This window comes from Xenorhabdus sp. IM139775, from assembly GCF_028598745.1.
Classification (GTDB): domain Bacteria; phylum Pseudomonadota; class Gammaproteobacteria; order Enterobacterales; family Enterobacteriaceae; genus Xenorhabdus.
Map to the genome: position 1 here is coordinate 1 of NZ_JAQRFK010000019.1, position 19,892 is coordinate 19,892.

At 47.0% G+C, this 19,892-nt stretch carries 14 protein-coding genes; 1 reads left to right on the forward strand and 13 read right to left on the reverse strand.

Annotated elements, in window-relative coordinates; translation table 11 throughout:
- Positions 1-209, reverse strand: a 209-nt coding sequence (locus PSI17_RS06310; protein WP_273551158.1) for a YegP family protein, incomplete at its 3' end; no start/stop codon positions are given.
- A gap of 255 nt (positions 210-464) precedes the next feature.
- On the opposite strand from PSI17_RS06310, the gene PSI17_RS06315 reads away from it, so the two are divergent.
- Entirely contained in the window at positions 465-1,613 is a 1,149-nt protein-coding gene (locus tag PSI17_RS06315; protein ID WP_273551159.1) for an MFS transporter, read from the forward strand.
- A gap of 12 nt (positions 1,614-1,625) precedes the next feature.
- On the opposite strand, the gene baeR is transcribed toward PSI17_RS06315, so the two are convergent.
- From baeR to purM, 12 genes are all read right to left on the reverse strand, one after another.
- Complete coding sequence (baeR, locus tag PSI17_RS06320; protein WP_273551160.1) at positions 1,626-2,333, reverse strand: two-component system response regulator BaeR; 708 nt, start codon at positions 2,331-2,333, stop codon at positions 1,626-1,628.
- A gap of 54 nt (positions 2,334-2,387) precedes the next feature.
- A complete protein-coding gene (baeS, locus tag PSI17_RS06325) occupies positions 2,388-3,776 on the reverse strand; it encodes a two-component system sensor histidine kinase BaeS (RefSeq protein WP_273551199.1) in 1,389 nt (462 codons plus the stop codon).
- Between the two features lie 40 nt (positions 3,777-3,816).
- Entirely contained in the window at positions 3,817-6,933 is a 3,117-nt protein-coding gene (gene mdtC, locus PSI17_RS06330) for a multidrug efflux RND transporter permease subunit MdtC (RefSeq protein ID WP_273551161.1), read from the reverse strand.
- Complete coding sequence (locus PSI17_RS06335; RefSeq protein ID WP_273551162.1) at positions 6,930-10,106, reverse strand: MdtB/MuxB family multidrug efflux RND transporter permease subunit; 3,177 nt, start codon at positions 10,104-10,106, stop codon at positions 6,930-6,932. Before PSI17_RS06335 ends, mdtC begins: the two co-directional genes overlap by 4 nt.
- On the reverse strand, positions 10,106-11,344 hold the full coding sequence (locus PSI17_RS06340; protein WP_273551163.1) for an MdtA/MuxA family multidrug efflux RND transporter periplasmic adaptor subunit: 1,239 nt from the start codon (positions 11,342-11,344) through the stop codon (positions 10,106-10,108). The genes PSI17_RS06335 and PSI17_RS06340 overlap by 1 nt, the downstream gene beginning before the upstream one ends.
- 549 nt (positions 11,345-11,893) lie before the next feature.
- Positions 11,894-13,354, reverse strand: coding sequence for a magnesium transporter (gene mgtE, locus PSI17_RS06345; RefSeq protein WP_273551164.1), 1,461 nt, complete (start codon positions 13,352-13,354; stop codon positions 11,894-11,896).
- Positions 13,329-13,523: a hypothetical protein gene (locus tag PSI17_RS06350; protein ID WP_273551165.1), complete on the reverse strand. Its 195-nt coding sequence runs from the start codon at positions 13,521-13,523 to the stop codon at positions 13,329-13,331. Before PSI17_RS06350 ends, mgtE begins: the two co-directional genes overlap by 26 nt.
- A gap of 2 nt (positions 13,524-13,525) precedes the next feature.
- Positions 13,526-15,058: an exopolyphosphatase gene (gene ppx / locus PSI17_RS06355; RefSeq protein WP_273551166.1), complete on the reverse strand. Its 1,533-nt coding sequence runs from the start codon at positions 15,056-15,058 to the stop codon at positions 13,526-13,528.
- 3 nt (positions 15,059-15,061) lie between these two features.
- Positions 15,062-17,131 carry a polyphosphate kinase 1 gene (gene ppk1, locus PSI17_RS06360; protein WP_273551167.1) on the reverse strand — a complete coding sequence of 690 codons (2,070 nt, stop codon included), beginning with the start codon at positions 17,129-17,131 and terminating at the stop codon, positions 15,062-15,064.
- 50 nt (positions 17,132-17,181) lie between these two features.
- Complete coding sequence (gene speG / locus PSI17_RS06365; protein ID WP_273551168.1) at positions 17,182-17,754, reverse strand: spermidine N1-acetyltransferase; 573 nt, start codon at positions 17,752-17,754, stop codon at positions 17,182-17,184.
- A 321-nt stretch (positions 17,755-18,075) separates the two neighbouring features.
- Entirely contained in the window at positions 18,076-18,714 is a 639-nt protein-coding gene (purN, locus tag PSI17_RS06370; protein WP_273551169.1) for a phosphoribosylglycinamide formyltransferase, read from the reverse strand.
- Between the two features lie 119 nt (positions 18,715-18,833).
- A complete protein-coding gene (gene purM / locus PSI17_RS06375) occupies positions 18,834-19,877 on the reverse strand; it encodes a phosphoribosylformylglycinamidine cyclo-ligase (protein WP_273551170.1) in 1,044 nt (347 codons plus the stop codon).
- Positions 19,878-19,892: the final 15 nt, after the last annotated feature.

The window sequence follows — 19,892 nt, forward strand, 5'->3', positions numbered from 1 at the left end:
ACCAGATAAGGTTTGCCCGATTTATTTTTTCGCACTTCATGGCGAGCCTTATCGGGAGAGTTGACTTGCACAGAGTGAATACCCTTGTTGGCGGCAGCCTTGGAGGTATACATTTCACTGTTCAGAATAATGTCACCACTTGCTGTCACCAGATTGAAATAAAATTGCCCGTTCTTTGTTTTCTTAAGATCATAATGCCCAGTAGCCATAAGAAATTCTCCTGATTGGGTAATTATCAGCTTAAGTTTAGCCTGAATTTTATACGATCAAGGAGTTTAATGAAAAAAATTCTCTCCTGCTTCTCTATTTTTATCGAGCACAATAACTATTTTGTCTTTGTCAATTAATTGACAATGGCTTCCAAATTGGCGGCTGCATGAATATATTACAGTCTCTGTCTCAGGGAAAAGACGCATCATGATAACCATCATCTGATTAATCCAGATTCTTATTAGGAGTGTTTCATGCCTATTGCTATTTTGGCTCTGGCCATCGCGACATTTGGGATTGCAACGACCGAATTTATTGTCGCGGGTTTACTTCCTGAAATTGCCACTGAATTTAGTATTTCAATACCAACTGCGGGGTATATGGTAACCAGTTATGCCCTTGGGGTTTTTATCGGGGCACCCGTTCTAAGCATATTGGGGGGACGGATAGAAAAGAAAAAAATGCTTTCCATGTTGATGGTATTATTTATTCTTGGAAATGCCCTGACGACTTTTTCCCCGACATTTTATCTGGCCATTATTGGCCGGATTGTGGCCTCTCTGACCCATGGTGCGTTTATGGGGATCGGTGCGATTATTGCCGCTGGGTTGGTAGCAGAAAATAAAAAAACAACCGCCATCGCATTGATGTTTAGCGGAATGACACTGGCTAATTTAATCGGCATACCGCTTGGCACTTGGATAGGGAAAGCGATTTCCTGGCGTGTCACTTTTGCAATAATTACGGTGATTGGCATTATCGCATTAATTGGGATTTTAAAGTTATTACCTAAATTCGATCAGAAAGCCCCTGTCAGTATTAAAAAGGAACTGCTGGCTTTCACTAATATCCATGTGCTTTTGGCTATGGGGATCACTATTTTAGGCCCTGCTGCATTTTTTACGACGATTACCTATATCGCACCCTTGATGATAAATGTTGCCGGGTTCTCTGAAAGCGCAATCACTTGGATTCTTCTGGTCTTGGGGCTGGGGTTTTTCTTTGGCAATATTGTTGGTGGAAAACTTGCAGATAAGGCAATGATGCCATTGTTGTATTGGACTTTAGGGCTACAAGCCTTAATTTTGTTTATTTTCTGGCTTTATGGCGATAATCCGTTTATTGCTTGTTTAAGCATATTTTTCATGGCGGCATTGGGTTTTGCCACGGTATCGCCAATTCAGCGGCTGGTCATGGATAAAGCTCAGGAAGCCGGTGCACCTAATCTGGTTTCCTCGGTTAATATTGGCTTCTTTAATTTGGGCAATGCCGTGGGGGCATGGCTGGGTGGAGTGATTATCGCATCTCATTATGGTTACGCAGCCCTTAATCTGGCCGGGGGGTTATTAGCCTTAATGGCATTGTTATTAGCGGTCATTTCAGGTCTGCAAAAAAATGAGTGATGGTGAACAGGGTCATATCAAACGGCAGATTTCGGCTTCCCAACGATAACCCAATCCGTAAATGGAACGGATGAAAGATTTGTCGCCATCCAATTGCTCCAGTTTCCGGCGCAAGTTTTTAATATGGCTATCGATAGTACGATCATTCACAATGCGGTGATCGTCATAAAGGTTATTCAATAACTGATCGCGGGAAAAAACACGCCCTGGCTGGCTGGACATAATTTTAAGCAGGCGGAATTCAACCGGAGTGAGTTCGAGTACCTGTTCAAAATAGTGCGCCTGAAAGTGGTTCTCATCAATCATCAGTGCACCTTGCACACTGATGATATCTTTCGGACGGTAGCAACGGCGCAAAATGGTCTTGACTCTGGCGACCATTTCCCGTGGGCTATAAGGCTTGCAGATATAATCGTCAGCCCCGATTTCCAAGCCAAGTAGCCGGTCAATCTCCTCCGTTTTTGCCGTCATCATCACAATCGGGATATCGGAAAACCGCCGGATTTCCCGACAGATCGACAATCCATCAAGGCCGGGTAACATGAGGTCGAGCAAGATAATATGGGGTTGGTATTTCTGCACATGCGCGATGACTTCATCACCACGCCTGAGCCATTGGGTTTGGTAATCCGCAGATTGTAGATAATCAATCAGCAGTTGCCCCAACTTGGGTTCATCTTCAACGATTAGAACAGTATATTGTGTAAGCGGTGTAATCATTGTGTTCCAAGTATGGTATTCCAAGTATGGTATTCCAAGTATTGCGTTTCAAATTTAGCGCGTTTCAAGTTCAGATAATTTAATCAATGGTAATTCTACGCGAATTTTAATACCACCTAAAGGTGAGCTTTCTGCGAGAATGATTCCATTATGGGCTTCAACGATGTTATAACAAATTGCCAGCCCAAGCCCTGAACCTCCGCTTGCACGGTTACGGGAAGATTCGCCCCGGTAAAAACGCTCAAAAACATGCTGACATTGTTCGGCCGTCAGTCCGGGCGCACTGTCCTGTACATCCAAACGCCATTTTTGTTGATCTGAATATCCACGGATAATGACTTTTCCATGCTCATTCGTATAACGCAGGCTATTTTCCAGCAAATTGTGGAATAACTGTGTCAGCCGATTTGGATCAGCAAACAGTGTCACGTTTTCTTTTAACTCTAATACCAACCTGATTTGTTTATCCGTAAAACGGCCATGATAATTCGCGACGGAGATTTGCAGTAATTCACCGATATTCACAAGCTCTTTTTTATAGGTCAGGGAACCCCGATTAGAAAGGGATAATAGATGCAGATCATCCACCAGCTTTGTCAAAGTAGCCACTTCGGTGAGCAACGAAGGGATAGTTTCCGGGGTTGTCTCTCGTACACCATCCTGCAAGGCTTCCAGTTCACCGCGCAGAACAGACAGTGGGGTACGCAGTTCATGGGAGATATCAGCCATATAATTACGCCGCATCTGTTCATTTTTTTCCAGCGTGCGGGCAAGTTGGTTAAAATCTGATGCCAATTTACCAATTTCGTCTTTACTGGATGGAACGACACGGATACTAAAATCACCTGCTGCAAGTTTATGTGTCCCTTCAACCAGCCGCTTAACAGGTCTTAAAAGACCACGGGAGAGAAGAAAAGTGGCAATCAGTGCCAACAAAGTTGAAAGCCCGCCGATAGCCCAACTGGTAAATTGTTGCTGGTGGGCGAAACTGATATCAGCCTGACGGGTAATCTTGTCTGATGCGCTGACAATGACCCAACCGACAACATGATTGTGATAGGTGACAGGCTTGCGATAACTGTCTGCCGGAATATCATTAGAATGCCCTACCAAACGATTCATGTCAGTGTCCACAATCCAAAACTGGGGACGCCAACCATGAGATTTGGTCTTTTGCAGGGCATTGTCACCCTGTTCAATGGTGCGGATAATTTGAAATATCGCCCGATCATTCTGAGTCAGAAAGCGCCAATTGCCGTACTGCTGATATTGTTCTGTCAAGGCTTCTGCCAGCATATTAGCCCGGGTTTGGCTATTTTGTTTGATATAGCCAATAAAACCGTGCTGAAAGCTGAGGTAAATGCCCCAGTGCATGGTGACCAATACCAGCATACAAGTGGCAAAAATGGCCAGAAAAAGTTTACTGCTGATGCCCATTTTGATCCTGAATCTCATTCTGCTTATTCTGCTTATTCTGCTTATTCTACTTATGGCTATCCGAGTCGGCTACCTGAGATAATGCTGTGCTGCGGGTTGCATGGCGAAGGCGCCATTTTTCACGTAATCGGTCAAAAAACAGATACACAACCGGCGTGGTATACAGAGTGAGAAGTTGGCTGACCACCAGACCACCCACGATAGTGATCCCCAGTGGTAAACGTAATTCGGCACCATCTCCATTGCTCAGTACCAAAGGTAAAGCCCCAAACAGCGCAGAAAGCGTCGTCATCATGATCGGACGGAATCGTAATAAACTGGCCTGAAAAATGGCTTCTTGAGCGCTGAGCTTACCATTGCGTTGAGCTTCAAGGGCAAAATCGACCATGATGATGGCATTTTTCTTGACAATGCCGATTAACAGCATAATCCCAATCATGGCGATGAGGCTAAATGGGGTATTGAACAGTTCCAGCGCCAGCAAAGCCCCGACGCCCGCGGAAGGCAGGGTGGAAAGAATGGTCAGGGGATGAATGTAACTCTCATAGAGTATGCCAAGCACCAGATAAACCGTGACGATGGCGGCGAGGATCACCAGTAACTGGGAGCGTTCACTCTCCTGAAAATCCTGTGCGGTACCTGCAAACGAACTGCGCACGGCGGAAGGAACACCCAGCTCTGTTATTGTCCTGTCTATTGCGCTGATTGCATCAGACAGCGTATAACCTGGCGCCACATCAAAGGCAATGGAGGAAGACGCCGAAAGCCCCTGATGATAAACATCCAAGGGGGCATTGGCCGGATACCACCGGGCAAAGTAGGAGAGGGGAATACGTTCACCTTTGTTATTAATGATAAACATTTTCTCCAGCGCACTGGGATCTTGGTTATATTGCGGTTCAACTTCCATCACCACTTTATATTGATTCAAAGAGGTGTAAATTGTAGAAACCTGTCTCTGCCCAAATGCGCTGTTGAGCAAATTATTTGCCTCAGCAACATTGATGCCTAAACGCGCCATCACATCACGATCGTAGGTAATCGCGATTTCAGCGCCTTTCGTCTCTTCATCACCATCGGCATTGACATCCACCAACTGAGGCAACGTTTTCAATGCCTTCTGGACAACAGGACTCCATTTACGTAATTCACCAAAATCATCGGACAACAAATTAAACTGGTAACTCGATTTACCGCCCTGTCCTCCGCTTCTCAAATCCTGAACAGGAACTAAATATAGCTGTGCGCCAGCTATACTAGGCAGTTGGCTTCTTAAACGGGTGATCACTTGTTGGATACTTTCGCTACGTTCTTTCAATGGCTTCAACGAAATAAACATAAAGCCGGTATTGATGCTGTCACCACCGGTAAAACCCACGACATTATCCACGGTGGGATCATCATCAATGGCCTGCATAAAGCGTTTCACTTTCTCCCGCATGGCCTGAAATGAAATGCTTTGATCCGCCACCACAAACCCCAGCATTTTGCCGGTATCTTGTTGCGGGAAAAACGTTTTCGGAATGCTGATATAGAGCCAGATATTCAGGCCGATAACACCGATCAATATCAACAATACCCAGCGAGTATGATTAAGTATCCATTGCAATGAACGGGCGTAGCCTTGCTGGATCCGCAACAATACCTTACCGAACCCCCGCGTCTGCTTCTGTGCATTTTGGGGAGAGGATTTCAGCAGATGTGCACACATCATTGGGGTCAAGGTGAGTGAAATTAACAGCGAGATCCCGATGGCGGTTGCCAGTGTGACCGCAAAATCCCGGAATAATCTGCCGAGTAATTCATCGATCAGGACGAGGGGAATAAATACCGCAATGAGGGATAAGCTCATGGCTAACACCGTGAATCCCACTTCCCGGGTGCCTTTGAGGGCGGCTTGCATTGGTTTTAACCCGGCATTCAGATGGCGGGAAATATTCTCCAGCACCACAATGGCATCATCGACAACAAATCCGGTGGCAATGGTTAGTGCCATCAAAGAAAGGTTATTCAGGCTGAAACCACATAAATACATGGCGGTAAACGTACCAATCAGTGATACCGGAACCGCAATGGCCGGAATCAATGTCGCCCGGCCAGAACGTAAAAACAGGAACACGACCAGAATGACCAACGCGACGGCAATGGCGAGTGCCCGCTTAACTTCTTGCAGGGAAGCTTGGATCGCCGGTGAACGATCTTGGGCAACTTTGAGCTGAACATTGGCCGGTAAGGAGGCTTGCAAGGCAGGAAATTGATCACGAATGCGTTGAACGGTTGAGATGATATTGGCACCCGCTTCACGGCGGATAATCAGCACAATCGCCGACTTATTTCCAGACATGCCTGCTGCGCGGGTATCCTCGACAGAATGCTTAACATTGGCGATATCCTGCAACCTGACCGGTGCCCCATGATTATAGCGGACAATAATTGAGCGGTAATCGTCAGGGGTTTTCAGCTCGTCATTGGTGTGTAACTGCCAACTCTGTTTATCGGAATCAACATGACCCGTTGGAAACCGGAGATTAGCATGGTTGATAGCATTACTGACATCATTGAGAGAAACCCCTTGATTGAAGAGGGCATTAGGGTTGAGTTCAACTCGTATTGCCGGTAATGAACTCCCGCCGACACTGACTTTACTGACACCTTCTATCTGAGAAATTTTCTGCGCCAGCCGGGTGGAAGCAAGATCATACAGTTGGCCATCACTGTAATTGTCTGAAGTGAGCGTCAGGATCATGATCGGGGCACCTGACAGATTCGCTTTATAATATCTCGGCTTGCTTGGAATACCGGAAGGCAACAAACTTTGGGTGGCATTGATGGCGGCCTGAACATCCCGCGCTGCGCCATTGATATCCCGATCAAGATCAAATTCCAGGAAAATAGAAGCGCTTCCCAACGAACTGGCAGAAGACATCTCTTTGACCCCGGCTATCCTGCCTAATGCGCGCTCCAGCGGTGTCGTCACGGAAGATGCCATTGTTTCTGGTGATGCGCCGGGCATGGACGCGTAAACCGTTATCACGGGAAAATCAACCTTTGGCAGCGGTGCCACAGGTAGCAGGATAAAACTGAGTGCCCCGCACAGGGTGATGGCTAAACTCAGCAATGTTGTGGCAACCGGCCGCCGGATAAATAGGGCGAAGAATTTCACAGCGGCTCCTGAGAGTTATCTGAGGCTTTCTCAAGCCTGATTTGGTGATCTTTCTTATTATTTCGGCGATTCCGGTAATAATGCGCTAACTGATCAAATAGCAGATAAATAACGGGTGTTGTGAACAAGGTCAGGATCTGGCTCATGATCAGACCGCCCACCATGCTGACCCCTAAAGGGCGGCGCAGCTCTGCACCGATACCGGTACTCAGCATCAGCGGCAGCGCCCCCAGCAGCGCTGCCATTGTCGTCATCAATATTGGCCTGAAACGCAGCAGACAGGCTTGATAAATGGCTTCATAAGGGGACATGCCTTTTTCCCGCTCTGCGGCCAGCGCAAAATCGATCATCATGATGGCGTTTTTCTTCACAATGCCGATCAGGAGAATAATCCCAATAATGGCGATAATATCCAGCTCATATCCGCCGATCATCAAAGACAACAAGGCTCCGACACCCGCGGTAGGCAAGGTGGACAAGATGGTCACGGGATGAATAAAACTTTCGTACAGGATACCGAGCACGATATACATGGCGACGACAGCCGCCAAAATCAGCCAAAGGGTATTATTGAGCGCATTCTGGAACGCCAGTGTTGCCCCCTGAAATTGCGTGATAATGTCTTTTGGCATTTGGATCGCCTGTTTTGCCTCCTTGACCGCATTGACGGCTTGTTCAAGGGACGAATCTTGCGCCACATTGAATGAGAAAGTGACAGAAGGAAATTGTTGCAGGTGATCGATAGATAAATTCCCCAGCCGCTGTTCGACAGTGGCAATGGCATTGAGAGGCACCATTTTTCCCTCACTGTCTCCATTACTACTGGTCAGATAAAGGTGGTTTATCGCATCCAGCCCGGGTGAATTTTGCGTATCTTGCTCAAGAATGACGCGATACTGATTTGATTGCGTGTAAATCGTTGAAATCAGGCGTTGGCCAAAAGCGTTATACAACGCATTATCCACGGCGTCCATTGAGATCCCGAAGCGGCTGGCCATATCCCTGTTCACGTTGAGATAAGCGATCAGCCCCTGATCTTGCCAGTTGTTACCGATATCCACCAATTCCGGCCGTTGTTTCAGGGCATGTTGCAATTTGGGCACCCAGACCGCAAGTTCATCAAGCGAAGTGGCTTGCAAGGTAAACTGGTATTGCGTGCGCGATACTTGGGTATCAATGGTCAAATCCTGAGTGGGTTGCAGGTACAGCTTGACGTCAGGGACTTTGGCAATCCGCGCCTGTAGGCGTGGGATCACCTCATCAATACGGGTGCCCCGCTGGCTGAGGGGTTTCAACGTGATTTGAAGGCGCGCATTATTCAGGGTTGGGTTGCTGCCATCGACACCGATAAAGGTCGTGACATTATCCACCGCCGGATCTTTTAATAACAGTGCCGTGACCTGCCGCTGTTTATCTGCCATTGCATTAAATGAAATGGATTGTGGTGCTTCCAGTGTCCCCTGAATCAGGCCGTTATCTTGCAGGGGAAAGAACCCCTTGGGGATCATGACATAGAGCAGGGCAGTCAGCGCCAGCGTACCGAGTGCAACGCCAAGTGTCAGCCAAGGGTGATTCAATACCCGTTTCAGAAACACGGCATAGACGGCAATCAGGCGTTCAAAGAAACGTTCACAGGCCTGTTCGAAGCGATTGTGCTTAATATTCGCTTCGGGTTTCAGCATCCTTGCACACATCATTGGCGTCAGTGTCAATGACACCACGGCAGAAATTAAAATGGCGACAGCAAGGGTAATGGCGAACTCCCTGAACAGCCGACCGACGATATCTCCCATAAACAGCAGAGGGATCAGGACGGCAATTAATGAGAAAGTCAGGGAGATAATCGTAAAGCCAATTTCGCCTGCCCCTTTTAGCGCCGCTGCCAGCGGTTTTTCTCCCCGCTCAATATAACGGGAGATATTTTCTATCACCACAATGGCATCATCCACCACAAAACCGGTTGCAATGGTTAAGGCCATTAAGGTGAGGTTATTGACGGAAAAGCCACAAAAGTACATAACGGCAAAGGTGCCTACCAGCGAAAGAGGTACGGCAATACTGGGGATCAGGGTGGCAATGCCATTGCGCAAAAACAGGTAAATCACCATGACAACCAGTGCGATAGCCAGCAACAGTTCAAACTGCACATCTTCGACTGAATGGCGGATCGAGACGGTACGGTCTGTCAGTATTTCCACCTTGACGGATTTGGGCAGGCTGCTGATCAATTCTGGCAGCATAGCGTGGATATTATCCGTCGTTTCAATCACATTCGCCCCGGGCTGGCGCTGAACATTGATGACGATAGCTGGCTTTTCATTTGCCCATGCGCCTAACTTGCTATTTTCCACACCCTGTTCAATGGTCGCGACATCACGCAGGCGAACCGGCGCACTGTTTTTATAGGCGACGATTAAATTGCGGTAATCGTCGATAGACTTTATTTGATCGTTGGAGGAGATGGTGATGGAGCGAGTCGGCCCGTCAAAGCTGCCTTTTGCCGAATTCACATTGGCTTTCATGATGGCAGAACGGATCACATTGCTGTCTAATCCTTGTGCCGCGACGGCTTGTGCATTCAGTTTCACCCGTACTGCGGGGCGCTGCCCGCCCGCCAAGGTGACCAAACCGACACCACTGACTTGAGAAATGCGCTGGGCCACGCGGGTTTCCACCATATCTTGCACCTGAGGCATTGCCACGGCATCAGAGGTGACGGCCAGCGTCAATATCGGGGGATCAGCCGGATTGACTTTGCTGTAAATCGGCGGATAAGGAAGATCCTCAGGCAGTAAATTGCTGGCTGAATTGATGGCCGCCTGAACATCCTGCTCTGCCACATCCAAGGGCAATGAGAGCTGGAATACCAATGTGATCACCGAAGCCCCACCTGAACTTCGGGATGACATCTGCTTCAGGCCGGACATCTGACCAAACTGACGTTCGAGCGGTGCGGTCACCGCAGATGTCATCACATCGGGATTGGCACCGGGATACAGTGTCACCACTTGGATGGTGGGGTAATCCACTTGCGGCAAGGCAGAAACGGGCAGCATCCGGTAACCAATGAGCCCGGCCAGCAAGATCGCAATCATAAACAGCGTCGTGGCAACAGGACGTAAGATAAACAGGCGGGATGGCCCTCCGCCGGTTATTGGCGAATCAGATTGCATTAGGCGTTCTCCACTTGACCGTTTGATTGCCCTGAATTTTTCTGCTCTTTATCCGCATCAAGTGCTTCAATGGCCAAGGGTTTGACAATCTCGACTTTGGCACCTTCGGTCAGGCCGTCAATGCCATCAGTTACAACGCGTTCACCTGCTGACAGGCCACTATTGATAACCACCCATTGACTATTTTGCAGGCCGGCAACCACCTTATGCTTGCTGACCTTGTCTTCTTTATCCACTTTCCAGACGAAATTACCGCTATTTCCCATTTGTAACCCGGCAACGGGAATCACAACAGCATCGTTAAAGGTATTGACTTTTATCTGGATATTGACGAATTGATTGGGAAACAACACATTATCCTGATTATTGAATTGTGCTTTCATCTTGATGGTGCCGGTCGTCACATCAATCTGGTTATCGATACTGGAGAGTTTTCCTTGCGCTAATTGTTGCTGATTATTGCGATCCCACGCAATGACAGCCACATTTTTGTGATCTTTTTGTGCTTTCAACACGGTGCCGATATCGTTTTCAGGCAGGGAAAACAGGATATCAATGGGATCGACTTGCGTAATCACCACAATGGGTGTTGCACCGCCACCAGAGATATAGTTACCGACATCAATGCGTTTCAAGCCGACGCGCCCGGAAATGGGCGCTGTGATGCGGCTGTATGCCAATTGCAGTTTGGCGTCGTCGATATCGGATTGATCGGCTGTTAAGCCCGCTTCACTTTGGCGAACCAACGAGATTTGTTTATCCAGATCTTGCTGGGAGATAAGTTTACTTTTTGCCAATTGCTGAAAGCGGCGCAAATCCTGTTTCGCATTCGCCAATGTTGCCTGATCTTTGGCATATTGCCCCTGCGCCCTTGCCAGTTTGACCTTCAAGGGACGGGGATCGATTTCCGCCAGCAAATTCCCTTTTTTGACATACTGGCCTTCATCAAAATGCAGGGCGATTAACTGGCCTTCCACTTGGCTCGTGACAGTCACCGTATTTGCCGCCAGCACCGTTCCTAATCCACCTAAATAATGGGGGACAGATTTGATTTCAGCCGTCGCGACTTGCACGGGGGGTTGATTGGGATTAGGCAGACTCTGTTTTGATTTTGCATCTTGAGGGCCATCTGCTGATGGCGGTGCGTTGAAATATTTCCACGCAAAGAAAACGGCCACGACGATCACGGCCAGCACCGCAGCGAGTCGGAAAAAGGAGGAACGGCTTTTGTTATTCATTTGCTCGACATTCTCTTAAGTGTTGTGGCGGTAACCAATCGGGTGGCATCTTAATTCTATATTAGGCGCAAGAGTATATTATTAGTGTAACCAACAGGAATTCGTCAATAATGAAGAAAATATGGAGGTTATGTCAAAAAGATAATGTTTCCGCTAGTGATTTTTCACGGCATTTGTGATGGGCTGTCCAATGGGGCACAGAGAATTATGTTATGAGTGATAGCATTTTCTTTGGGCAGTCAAATAGTCATTATCATGGGGATAAGTGATGGTGACCGTTAGTCGGCATGTCGGAACACGTAACAGTGATTATTTTCATCATTGATTTGGTGGTGATAGACAAGATGGAAAAGATAAAAAATTTGACAATCGTATATGCTATATTTTTCTTTTTTTGTGGAAAATTGTCAGCATTTTGCTGGTGAATGGGATGTTGACCTGCCGGAAGATAGGAAAAAGGAAATAATAGAGGGTGATGAGATTTAATTTGGTTAATATTATTGTGGCAAAAAAACGCCGAGTTGATGATCGGCGTTTTTACAAAATCAATTAAACCAAAAACAGCGTTGCCAATCCCAAAAAGATAAAGAATCCGCCGGTATCTGTAATGGCGGTAATCATCACACTGGAGCCAATGGCCGGATCTCTTCCCAGTTTCATCATAATAAACGGGATCAATACACCCATCAGCGCGGCCATCATGAGGTTTAATATCATCGCCATGGCCATGACGCCCCCCATTGCAAGGTCACCGTAGAGCAGATAAGTGATAACGCCCATTATCCCGCCCCAGATAATGCCGTTGATTAAGGCAACCCCAAACTCCCTGAATAGCAGGTAAGAAAAACTGCCCGTCTGGATTTGATGGAGCGCGAGCGCGCGGACGATCATGGTAATGGTCTGATTACCGGTATTGCCACCAATCCCTGCAACAATAGGCATTAACGTCGCAAGGGCAACGAGTTGGGAAATGGTATGCTCAAAAAGCCCGATAACCCGTGATGCCACAAAAGCGGTGCACAAATTGATGGCAAGCCATGTCCAACGGGTTTTGACCGCCTGGCCAACCGGCGCAAAAACGTCTTCTTCACGGCTTAAGCCCCCCATGCGGCGAATATTGGTATCCGTCTCCTCATTTAAGGTATCAACAATATCTTCAACCGTCAGGCGTCCCATCAGACGCCCATTATTGTCTACCACGGCGGCAGAAACCAAGTCATAACGTTCGAACGCACTGGCGGCATCTTCCCCTTTTTGCTCCGGCAAGAACGTCACGGTGTCGGTATTCATGACTTCGGAAACGAATTTACCCGGTACGTTGGTGAGCAAAGTGGTGAGCGGAAGCTCTCCCTGTAGGCGATTTTTGCGGTCAATAACAAAGATTTTATCGGTTGTTTCAGGAATGGCATCGCGGGAACGTAAAAAACGCTGAACAGCGCCGAGTGTCACGTTGCCCCGCACGGTCACAAACTCGAAATCCATCATTTGACCGATACTGTCTTTATGGTACTGCAACACTTCCCGGATACGGTTGCGTTGGCTCGGCTCCAGATAGGTCAGCAGGCGACGAGTGGTATCACGGGGAAGATACTCTGCGATATAGGCTTGTTCATCGACGTGCAGCTTACCGATGGCGCGTAACAGCTCAACGTCAGACATGTCCTTGATCAGGTTATCCCAAACGGGAATGGAGGCTTCGACCAAAACCTCACCGCGCTGGCGATTGTCGATCAAACGCCATAAAGCGAGGCGTTCATCATAAGGCAGGGCTTCCAGAATGTCGGCGATATCGGCAGCATGCAGGTTGGTCAGCAGCGCACTGACTTCCTCTATTTTCTCCAATAACTGTTCGTCACTGATCGCGGAATGTTCATCAGCCTGACCCAATAATGTATCGACAAATAGCTTATCGTGGATAAAGAGTGAAAGCAGGTGTTGACGGGCATGTGCCAGTTTTTGGGAATGCTGGCTGGCAACCGTGGTATTAGGTGTAAAGGCCGATTGTGACATGGTGTACCTTTAATTGAGAGGCTTTGCCGCTTGTTGCTGTATTTGCTGGTGATGCTCCAATGCTGCCATAAATGAATAGATAAAGCGCCCAAATAAAATTAAGAAGCTGATAAACAGGATTAATTGGATAATTTGAGCAGGTTTCTTTTTCTTTTTCATAATGCGACATCGTTAAATCGATTCCTCTTTAATATGTAAGTTCCAGCCAGTCACATCACCCCAGTAGTTTTGCTCTTGCTCCAGATCGAGCAAGACAAGCGCATTTTGTTTTAAATAATCTTTGGGTAGGTAGAGTGCCCAATGGCCATGATCGGTTTCCAGCCTCAGTGTATCCGGTGTGGTGGTCGATTGGCGTTGGTTATTCAACAAGGTCGCCAAGCGTAATATCTTCAACATGGGAAGATACTGTTTTTTCTTAAACAGATAGAAACGGGGATGCTCATGGACTTTAACCGCTTTGCGGTGATAACGAACCAGTGTTGCCAGCAATAATTGCTGTTCTTGGGTGAACCCCGGTAATTCGGTATTTTGCAGGATATAAGCTGAATGCCGTTGCAACCCACTTAAATTAATGCTTAAACCCACTTCATGCAGCATGGCTGCCCACAGGAGAATAGATTCCAGTTGTGGATGGACTCGTTTGGGGTTTTGTTCTGCCCATTGGTCATAAAGATGTTTGGCGGTATGCCAAACGCGGGCTGCCTGTTCCCGATCGATATTATAGTGTTCGGCAAGGCTTTTGGCGGTTCGCTGGCGAATATCCTGATGACGGAAACGATCTTCCATTTCGTAAAGTACCCCTTCCCGCAACGCCCCCTGAGATAAGCGTAATTCCTGAATATGCAGGGCATCGAAAATACCGCACAAAATTGACAGGCCGGGAACAAACGTTTGTTTGCGGTCATTGGATAATCCCGGCAATTCCAGTGCCTTGAAATTTTTATATTTCAGGATACGTTTCACCAGCATGTTTAAGCGTTCGGGTGTAATCAGGCCATCTTTTTCACCCAATTCCACTAATAGTTCGTGTATTGCTTTGATCGTTCCTGACGCACCCAAGGCAAAATCCCAGCCTTTGGTTCGAAATTGCCAGACGAGATTTTCCAGTTTTTGTGCTGCCTGAAGTCGTGCCTTGTGAAAATGATGTTCATTAATCACACCGTCCGGGAAGAATTGACGGGAAAAACTGACACAGCCCATACGACGGCTTTCAATCAGTAGCGGTTCGAAGTCTTCACCGATGACCAATTCCGTGGAGCCGCCGCCAATATCAATCACCAGCTTCCGGCCTTTTTCCGGTTGGGTATGCTCAACCCCCATAAAAATCAGGCGAGCTTCTTCATGTCCAGAGATGATTTCAATGGGATAGGGGATAACTTCTTTTGCCCGTTGCAAAAATTCTTGTACGTTGGTCGCTTCGCGTAAACTATGCGTACCCACTAAACAGACGTTGTTGGCGGGAAAACCCTGCAACCGTTCGGCAAACAGGGAAAGACAACTCAGGGCACGGTTGATGGCGTCTTCGCTTAACTCATTTTTACTGTTTAAACCATCGGCAAGATAAACCCGCTTCTTTAAACGCCCAATCACCTGTAATGCACCGTTAACAATACGGGCGATGACCATGTGAAAGCTATTGGAACCCAAATCAATCGTGGCAATCTCTTGAGGTTTGGGTATTGGGGTGTCGTGTTTCAACGGCATAGGTCAGGCTCTTGGTTCCGGTTGCTCAAGGTTTTTTAAATAGTCATAAACAGCAAGCTGTGCGCGGATTTTACGCTTATTTCCTCGCGGAACATAGTGATTGCTCAACTCCTTATCAATATAGCGTGCTTTGACGGTATCACTGAATTGGAGTTCGAGGATATCCATAACCTGTTGTTTTAGCATTGGATCGAGCAGGCAAACCGCCACTTCAATGCGGTAGTCAATGTTGCGGGTCATCCAGTCGGCCGAAGAAAGGAACACTTTTTCATTACCTTGGTTGGTGAAAACATAGACGCGATCGTGTTCCAGAAAACGATCCACAATACTGGTGACTTGAATGTTTTCACTAAAGCCGGGCTGATTGGGAACCAAAGAGCACATGCCCCGTACCAGAATGCGGATTTTGACACCGGCTTCCGAGGCATCGTACAAGCGATTGACTAATTCTTTGTCTACAAGGTTATTGATTTTCAGGGTGATCCCCGCCAATTTACCGGCTTGTGCATTCTCAATTTCCTGAGTAATCAGCCGATTAAGCATGGCGCGTGAATTTTGCGGTGATACCATTAAATTATCAAATGTGACGGGCCGATAAGGGTTTTCTATAAAGTTAAACACCCGGCGAACTTCATTAGTGACTTCCGGTTTGGCCGTCAGCAGCGAATAGTCGGTATAGAGGCGCGCGGTTTTTTCGTTGAAATTCCCCGTCCCAATATGGGCGTAACGGATAATCTCTTCCCCTTCCAGCCGCGAAATGATGAAGAGTTTTGCGTGAATTTTCAGGCCGGGCGCGGAGAAAATAACATGTACACCCGCTTCAGTGAGACGTTTCGCCCAATGAATATTGGCTGCTTCGTCAAAACGTGCCTGCAACTCCACCACAACAGTCACTTTCTTGCCGTTGTGTGCCGCATGGATCATTGAGTCGATAATGCGTGAGTCTTTTGCGACGCGGTAGATATTAATCTTGATGGAGAGCACACTGGGATCGAATGAAGCCTGACGCAGCAATTCCAGCACATGTTCGAATGTGTGATAAGGATAATAAAGCAGAACATCTTTTTCACGGATGGCATCGAAACCGTTACGGAAATGGTCGAACCAAGTGTGGCGCAGTCGCGGTACGGCTTTATTCAGCAGGTTGCGATTGCCTTCATTGGGGAATTTGATGAAATCCCTAAAGTTATGATAACGGCCACCTGCAATCACGGAGTCATCGTTGGACAGCCCCAGTTTACTGCGCAGCAGATCCACCATTTCATCCGGCATATCACGCTGATAGACAAATCGCACCGGCTCCGCTGTCAGCCGCTGTTTCAGTGTTGAAGACATCAGTTCCAGCAGACTGGATTCCATCTCTGTTGCCAGATCATATTCGGAATCACGGGTCATCTTCATCGAATAGACGTTCAACGTATCGTAATCGAAGAACCCCTTGAAAATTTCATCCAGTGTGTAACGCAGGATATTATCAATTAATATCATTGATTTGCGTTTTTTTGGCATTTCCGGGGGCAGATTGACGAAACGCGGAACTTTATCTGATGGAATTTCTAACAAAGCATATTTCGTTTCTTGTCCACGGATAATTTCAACGGCCAAATAGGTGTAATCATCCTTGAGAAATTCAACCAGATTGGTTTCTGAATTGATGACGATTGGCGTGATGTGTGGCCGCAAATGCTGGCGAAAATATTGCCGCAGCCAGATTTGTTGATTCGGCGATATCTGCCGTTCGTTGATCAAGAAAATCTGATTTCGTGCCATTTCCAGCAGCAAGTCGTTATAGAGGGCATCAAACTCTTGATCGGTTTTGGCAACCTTCGCCTGAATCTTTCGCAATAATTGGCGGGCAGCGGTGGCTGAACCTTGTTCTTCACTGATAAGAATGCGCCGTTTGACATCGGCAAAGCGAACTTTATAAAACTCGTCCAAATTATTGGAGTAGATCCCTAAAAACCGCATTCTTTCAATCAGCGGGTTACTTTTGTCAGCGGCTTCCTGAAGTACACGCTCGTTGAAAGAGAGCCAGCTAAGTTCTTTATCGGTATAAAGGCGATCGTGGGACATTACTACTCCTTACCACTCCTGAGTTTTCCATTGGGTTTAATGGTTGGCATTTAATGAGTCGATGTGCTGATTTGGGCTTCACGCGCTTTGTTCGCTTTATTGGTGAAATAGTGATGTTGGAAAGTACACATTCTGATAGCGGTATGATAGGAGCCGTTGACAAAAAATTCATCGATTAATTCACCTTCAGTATGGAATCCTAATTTACTGTATATATGAATGGCTTTCGAATTCTCTTTATCAACAATCAGGTACAACTTGTAAAGATTCAACACAGCAAACGCGTATTCCATTGCAAGTTTGGCCGCGACGGTTGCATAGCCTTGCCCTTGATAGGCCGGAGCGATGATAATTTGGAATTCTGCCCGCCGGTGGACATAATCAATCTCAACTAATTCCACCAAACCCACTTTGGAGTTCAGGCTTTCGATAATAAAACGGCGCTCACTTTGGTCATGAATATGCTTGTCATAGAGGTCGCATAATTCGACAAAGGCTTCATAAGGCTCTTCAAACCAGTAGCGCATGACACTGGCGTTATTATCGATTTGATGAACAAAAGGCAGATCTTCCCGTTCAAGGGGACGTAAATTGACGGATGGATTTTCTGAACCACTGGACATCGGATACCTCAGTGTTTTTTATTGGAATCTATTGAAAATAAATATATTTGATATTAATCATGTGCGAATATCTCATTATTGCCAGATTAATATTTTTTAGATAGACAGAGGATCAAAAATTTTCGTGAATGGAAAATAGATTAACCCGAGATAGTCACTTACAGCAAAGTCTCACTGAAATATAGCACTTAAAAATACTTTAACAAAATCCGCTGACAACCAATCCGTTAATACCAATCCGTTAATACCAATCCGTTAATACCAATCCGTTAAGACCAATCCGTTAAGACAATGCTGTAAGTTGAAGTCTATTATTACAGGTTATTCCGATGCGTAACCTTGTGGGGGCAGAACCTTTCCATCCATCATCGCGCTATTGCCTTCCATCATCAGGCGCTGATTCAAAAACCAACCGATGACCAAAGGATAAATGCTGTGTTCTTGTGTTTGTATACGCCGGATAACATCCTCTTCCTTGTCTCCCGCAAAAATGGGCACCTTAGCTTGTAAAATAACCGGGCCACCATCTAACTCTTCTGTCACGAAATGGACAGAGGTGCCGTGTTCTTTATCACCGTTTTCAATGGCTTTTCGATGGGTGTGCAGGCCGGGATATTTAGGCAACAGGGAAGGGTGAATATTGAGCAGGCGCCCGTGATAGTGTTGGACAAATTCAGGCGATAAAATTCTCATATAACCCGCTAAGACCACTAAATCGGGCGCATATTGATCAATGGCTTGGCGCAGGGCGATATCATAGCTTGCCCGATCCGCACAGGCTTGCGGGTTGATAAAGTGGGCTGGGATATCTGCCTGTTCAGCACGTTGCAGGCCATAAGCATCGGCATTATTACTGAAAACGGCAGTAATATGCCCATTAATCCGGTTTTGTTGGCAAGCGTCTATGATGGATTGCAGATTGCTGCCATTGCCGGAGACTAACACGACAATTTTGTTCATAATGTGTCTTCACTGAAGAAATTCATTGACTAGTATGCCCTGCATTTTTCTCAAGTTGCAGCTTTATTGCCATGCTGCAACTTGAAATCAGTGGGGTAAAAAGCAATCAGGAAAAATAGTTATTTGGTAATAACAACAGGTTGCTCATCAGCATTGAGTTCGGTAATGGTACCGATTTGCCACGCATTTTCGCCCAATGCTTGCAGATAGGAAATCGCCTGTTCTGCCTGAGACTGAGGCAGGGCGATGATCATACCAACGCCACAGTTAAATGTGCGGTACATTTCGTGCTCGCTGACATTGCCGGCCTGCTGCAACCAAGTAAAAATGGCCGGCCATTGCCAACTGCCGGCATCGATTCTGGCCTGCCTGTTTTCTGGCAGGACGCGGGGAATATTTTCCCAGAAGCCACCGCCAGTCAGATGTGAAATCGCATGAACGTCAACGTTTTCAATCAGTGCAAGGACGGATTTGACGTAAATTTGTGTGGGGGCAAGTAAATGATCTGCGAGAGGTTTTCCTTCAAGCACGGTCGTTTCTGGATCTGCCTGACTGACCTCAAGAATTTTACGGATCAGAGAATAGCCATTGGAGTGTGGCCCGCTGGAGGCAAGTGCAATCAGGGCATCACCCGCCTGAACCTGACTGCCGTCAATAATTTCTGATTTTTCAACAACACCAACGCAAAAACCCGCGACGTCATAATCTTCACCGTGATACATGCCGGGCATTTCTGCTGTTTCACCACCGACCAATGCACAACCGGCTTGTTTGCAGCCTTCGGCTATTCCCGTGATAACACTGGCGGCGGTATCGACATCCAGTTTGCCTGTGGCATAGTAATCAAGGAAGAAAAGTGGCTCGGCGCCCTGAACAACCAGATCATTGACACACATGGCAACCAAATCAATGCCGATCGTGTCATGGCGTTTCAAGTCCATGGCCAGACGCAGTTTAGTCCCAACGCCATCGGTACCGGAAACCAACACGGGTTCACGATATTTTTGTGGCAGGGCACATAATGCACCGAAACCACCTAATCCTCCCATCACTTCGGGGCGACGGGTCTGTTTTACGACACCTTTGATACGATTGACTAAGGCATTACCAGCATCAATATCGACGCCGGCATCTTTATAGCTAAGAGAGGTTTTGTTGGTCACTGCGTAGCTCCCAGG

Coding starts and splice junctions, on each gene's coding strand:
- PSI17_RS06315 (WP_273551159.1), top strand. CDS start 465: ATGCCTATTGCTATTTTGGCTCTGGCCATCGCGACATTTGGGATTGCA.
- baeR (WP_273551160.1), bottom strand. CDS start 2,333: ATGATTACACCGCTTACACAATATACTGTTCTAATCGTTGAAGATGAA.
- PSI17_RS06335 (WP_273551162.1), bottom strand. CDS start 10,106: ATGCAATCTGATTCGCCAATAACCGGCGGAGGGCCATCCCGCCTGTTT.
- PSI17_RS06340 (WP_273551163.1), bottom strand. CDS start 11,344: ATGAATAACAAAAGCCGTTCCTCCTTTTTCCGACTCGCTGCGGTGCTG.
- mgtE (WP_273551164.1), bottom strand. CDS start 13,354: ATGTCACAATCGGCCTTTACACCTAATACCACGGTTGCCAGCCAGCAT.
- PSI17_RS06350 (WP_273551165.1), bottom strand. CDS start 13,523: ATGTCGCATTATGAAAAAGAAAAAGAAACCTGCTCAAATTATCCAATT.
- ppx (WP_273551166.1), bottom strand. CDS start 15,058: ATGCCGTTGAAACACGACACCCCAATACCCAAACCTCAAGAGATTGCC.
- ppk1 (WP_273551167.1), bottom strand. CDS start 17,131: ATGTCCCACGATCGCCTTTATACCGATAAAGAACTTAGCTGGCTCTCT.
- speG (WP_273551168.1), bottom strand. CDS start 17,754: ATGTCCAGTGGTTCAGAAAATCCATCCGTCAATTTACGTCCCCTTGAA.
- purN (WP_273551169.1), bottom strand. CDS start 18,714: ATGAACAAAATTGTCGTGTTAGTCTCCGGCAATGGCAGCAATCTGCAA.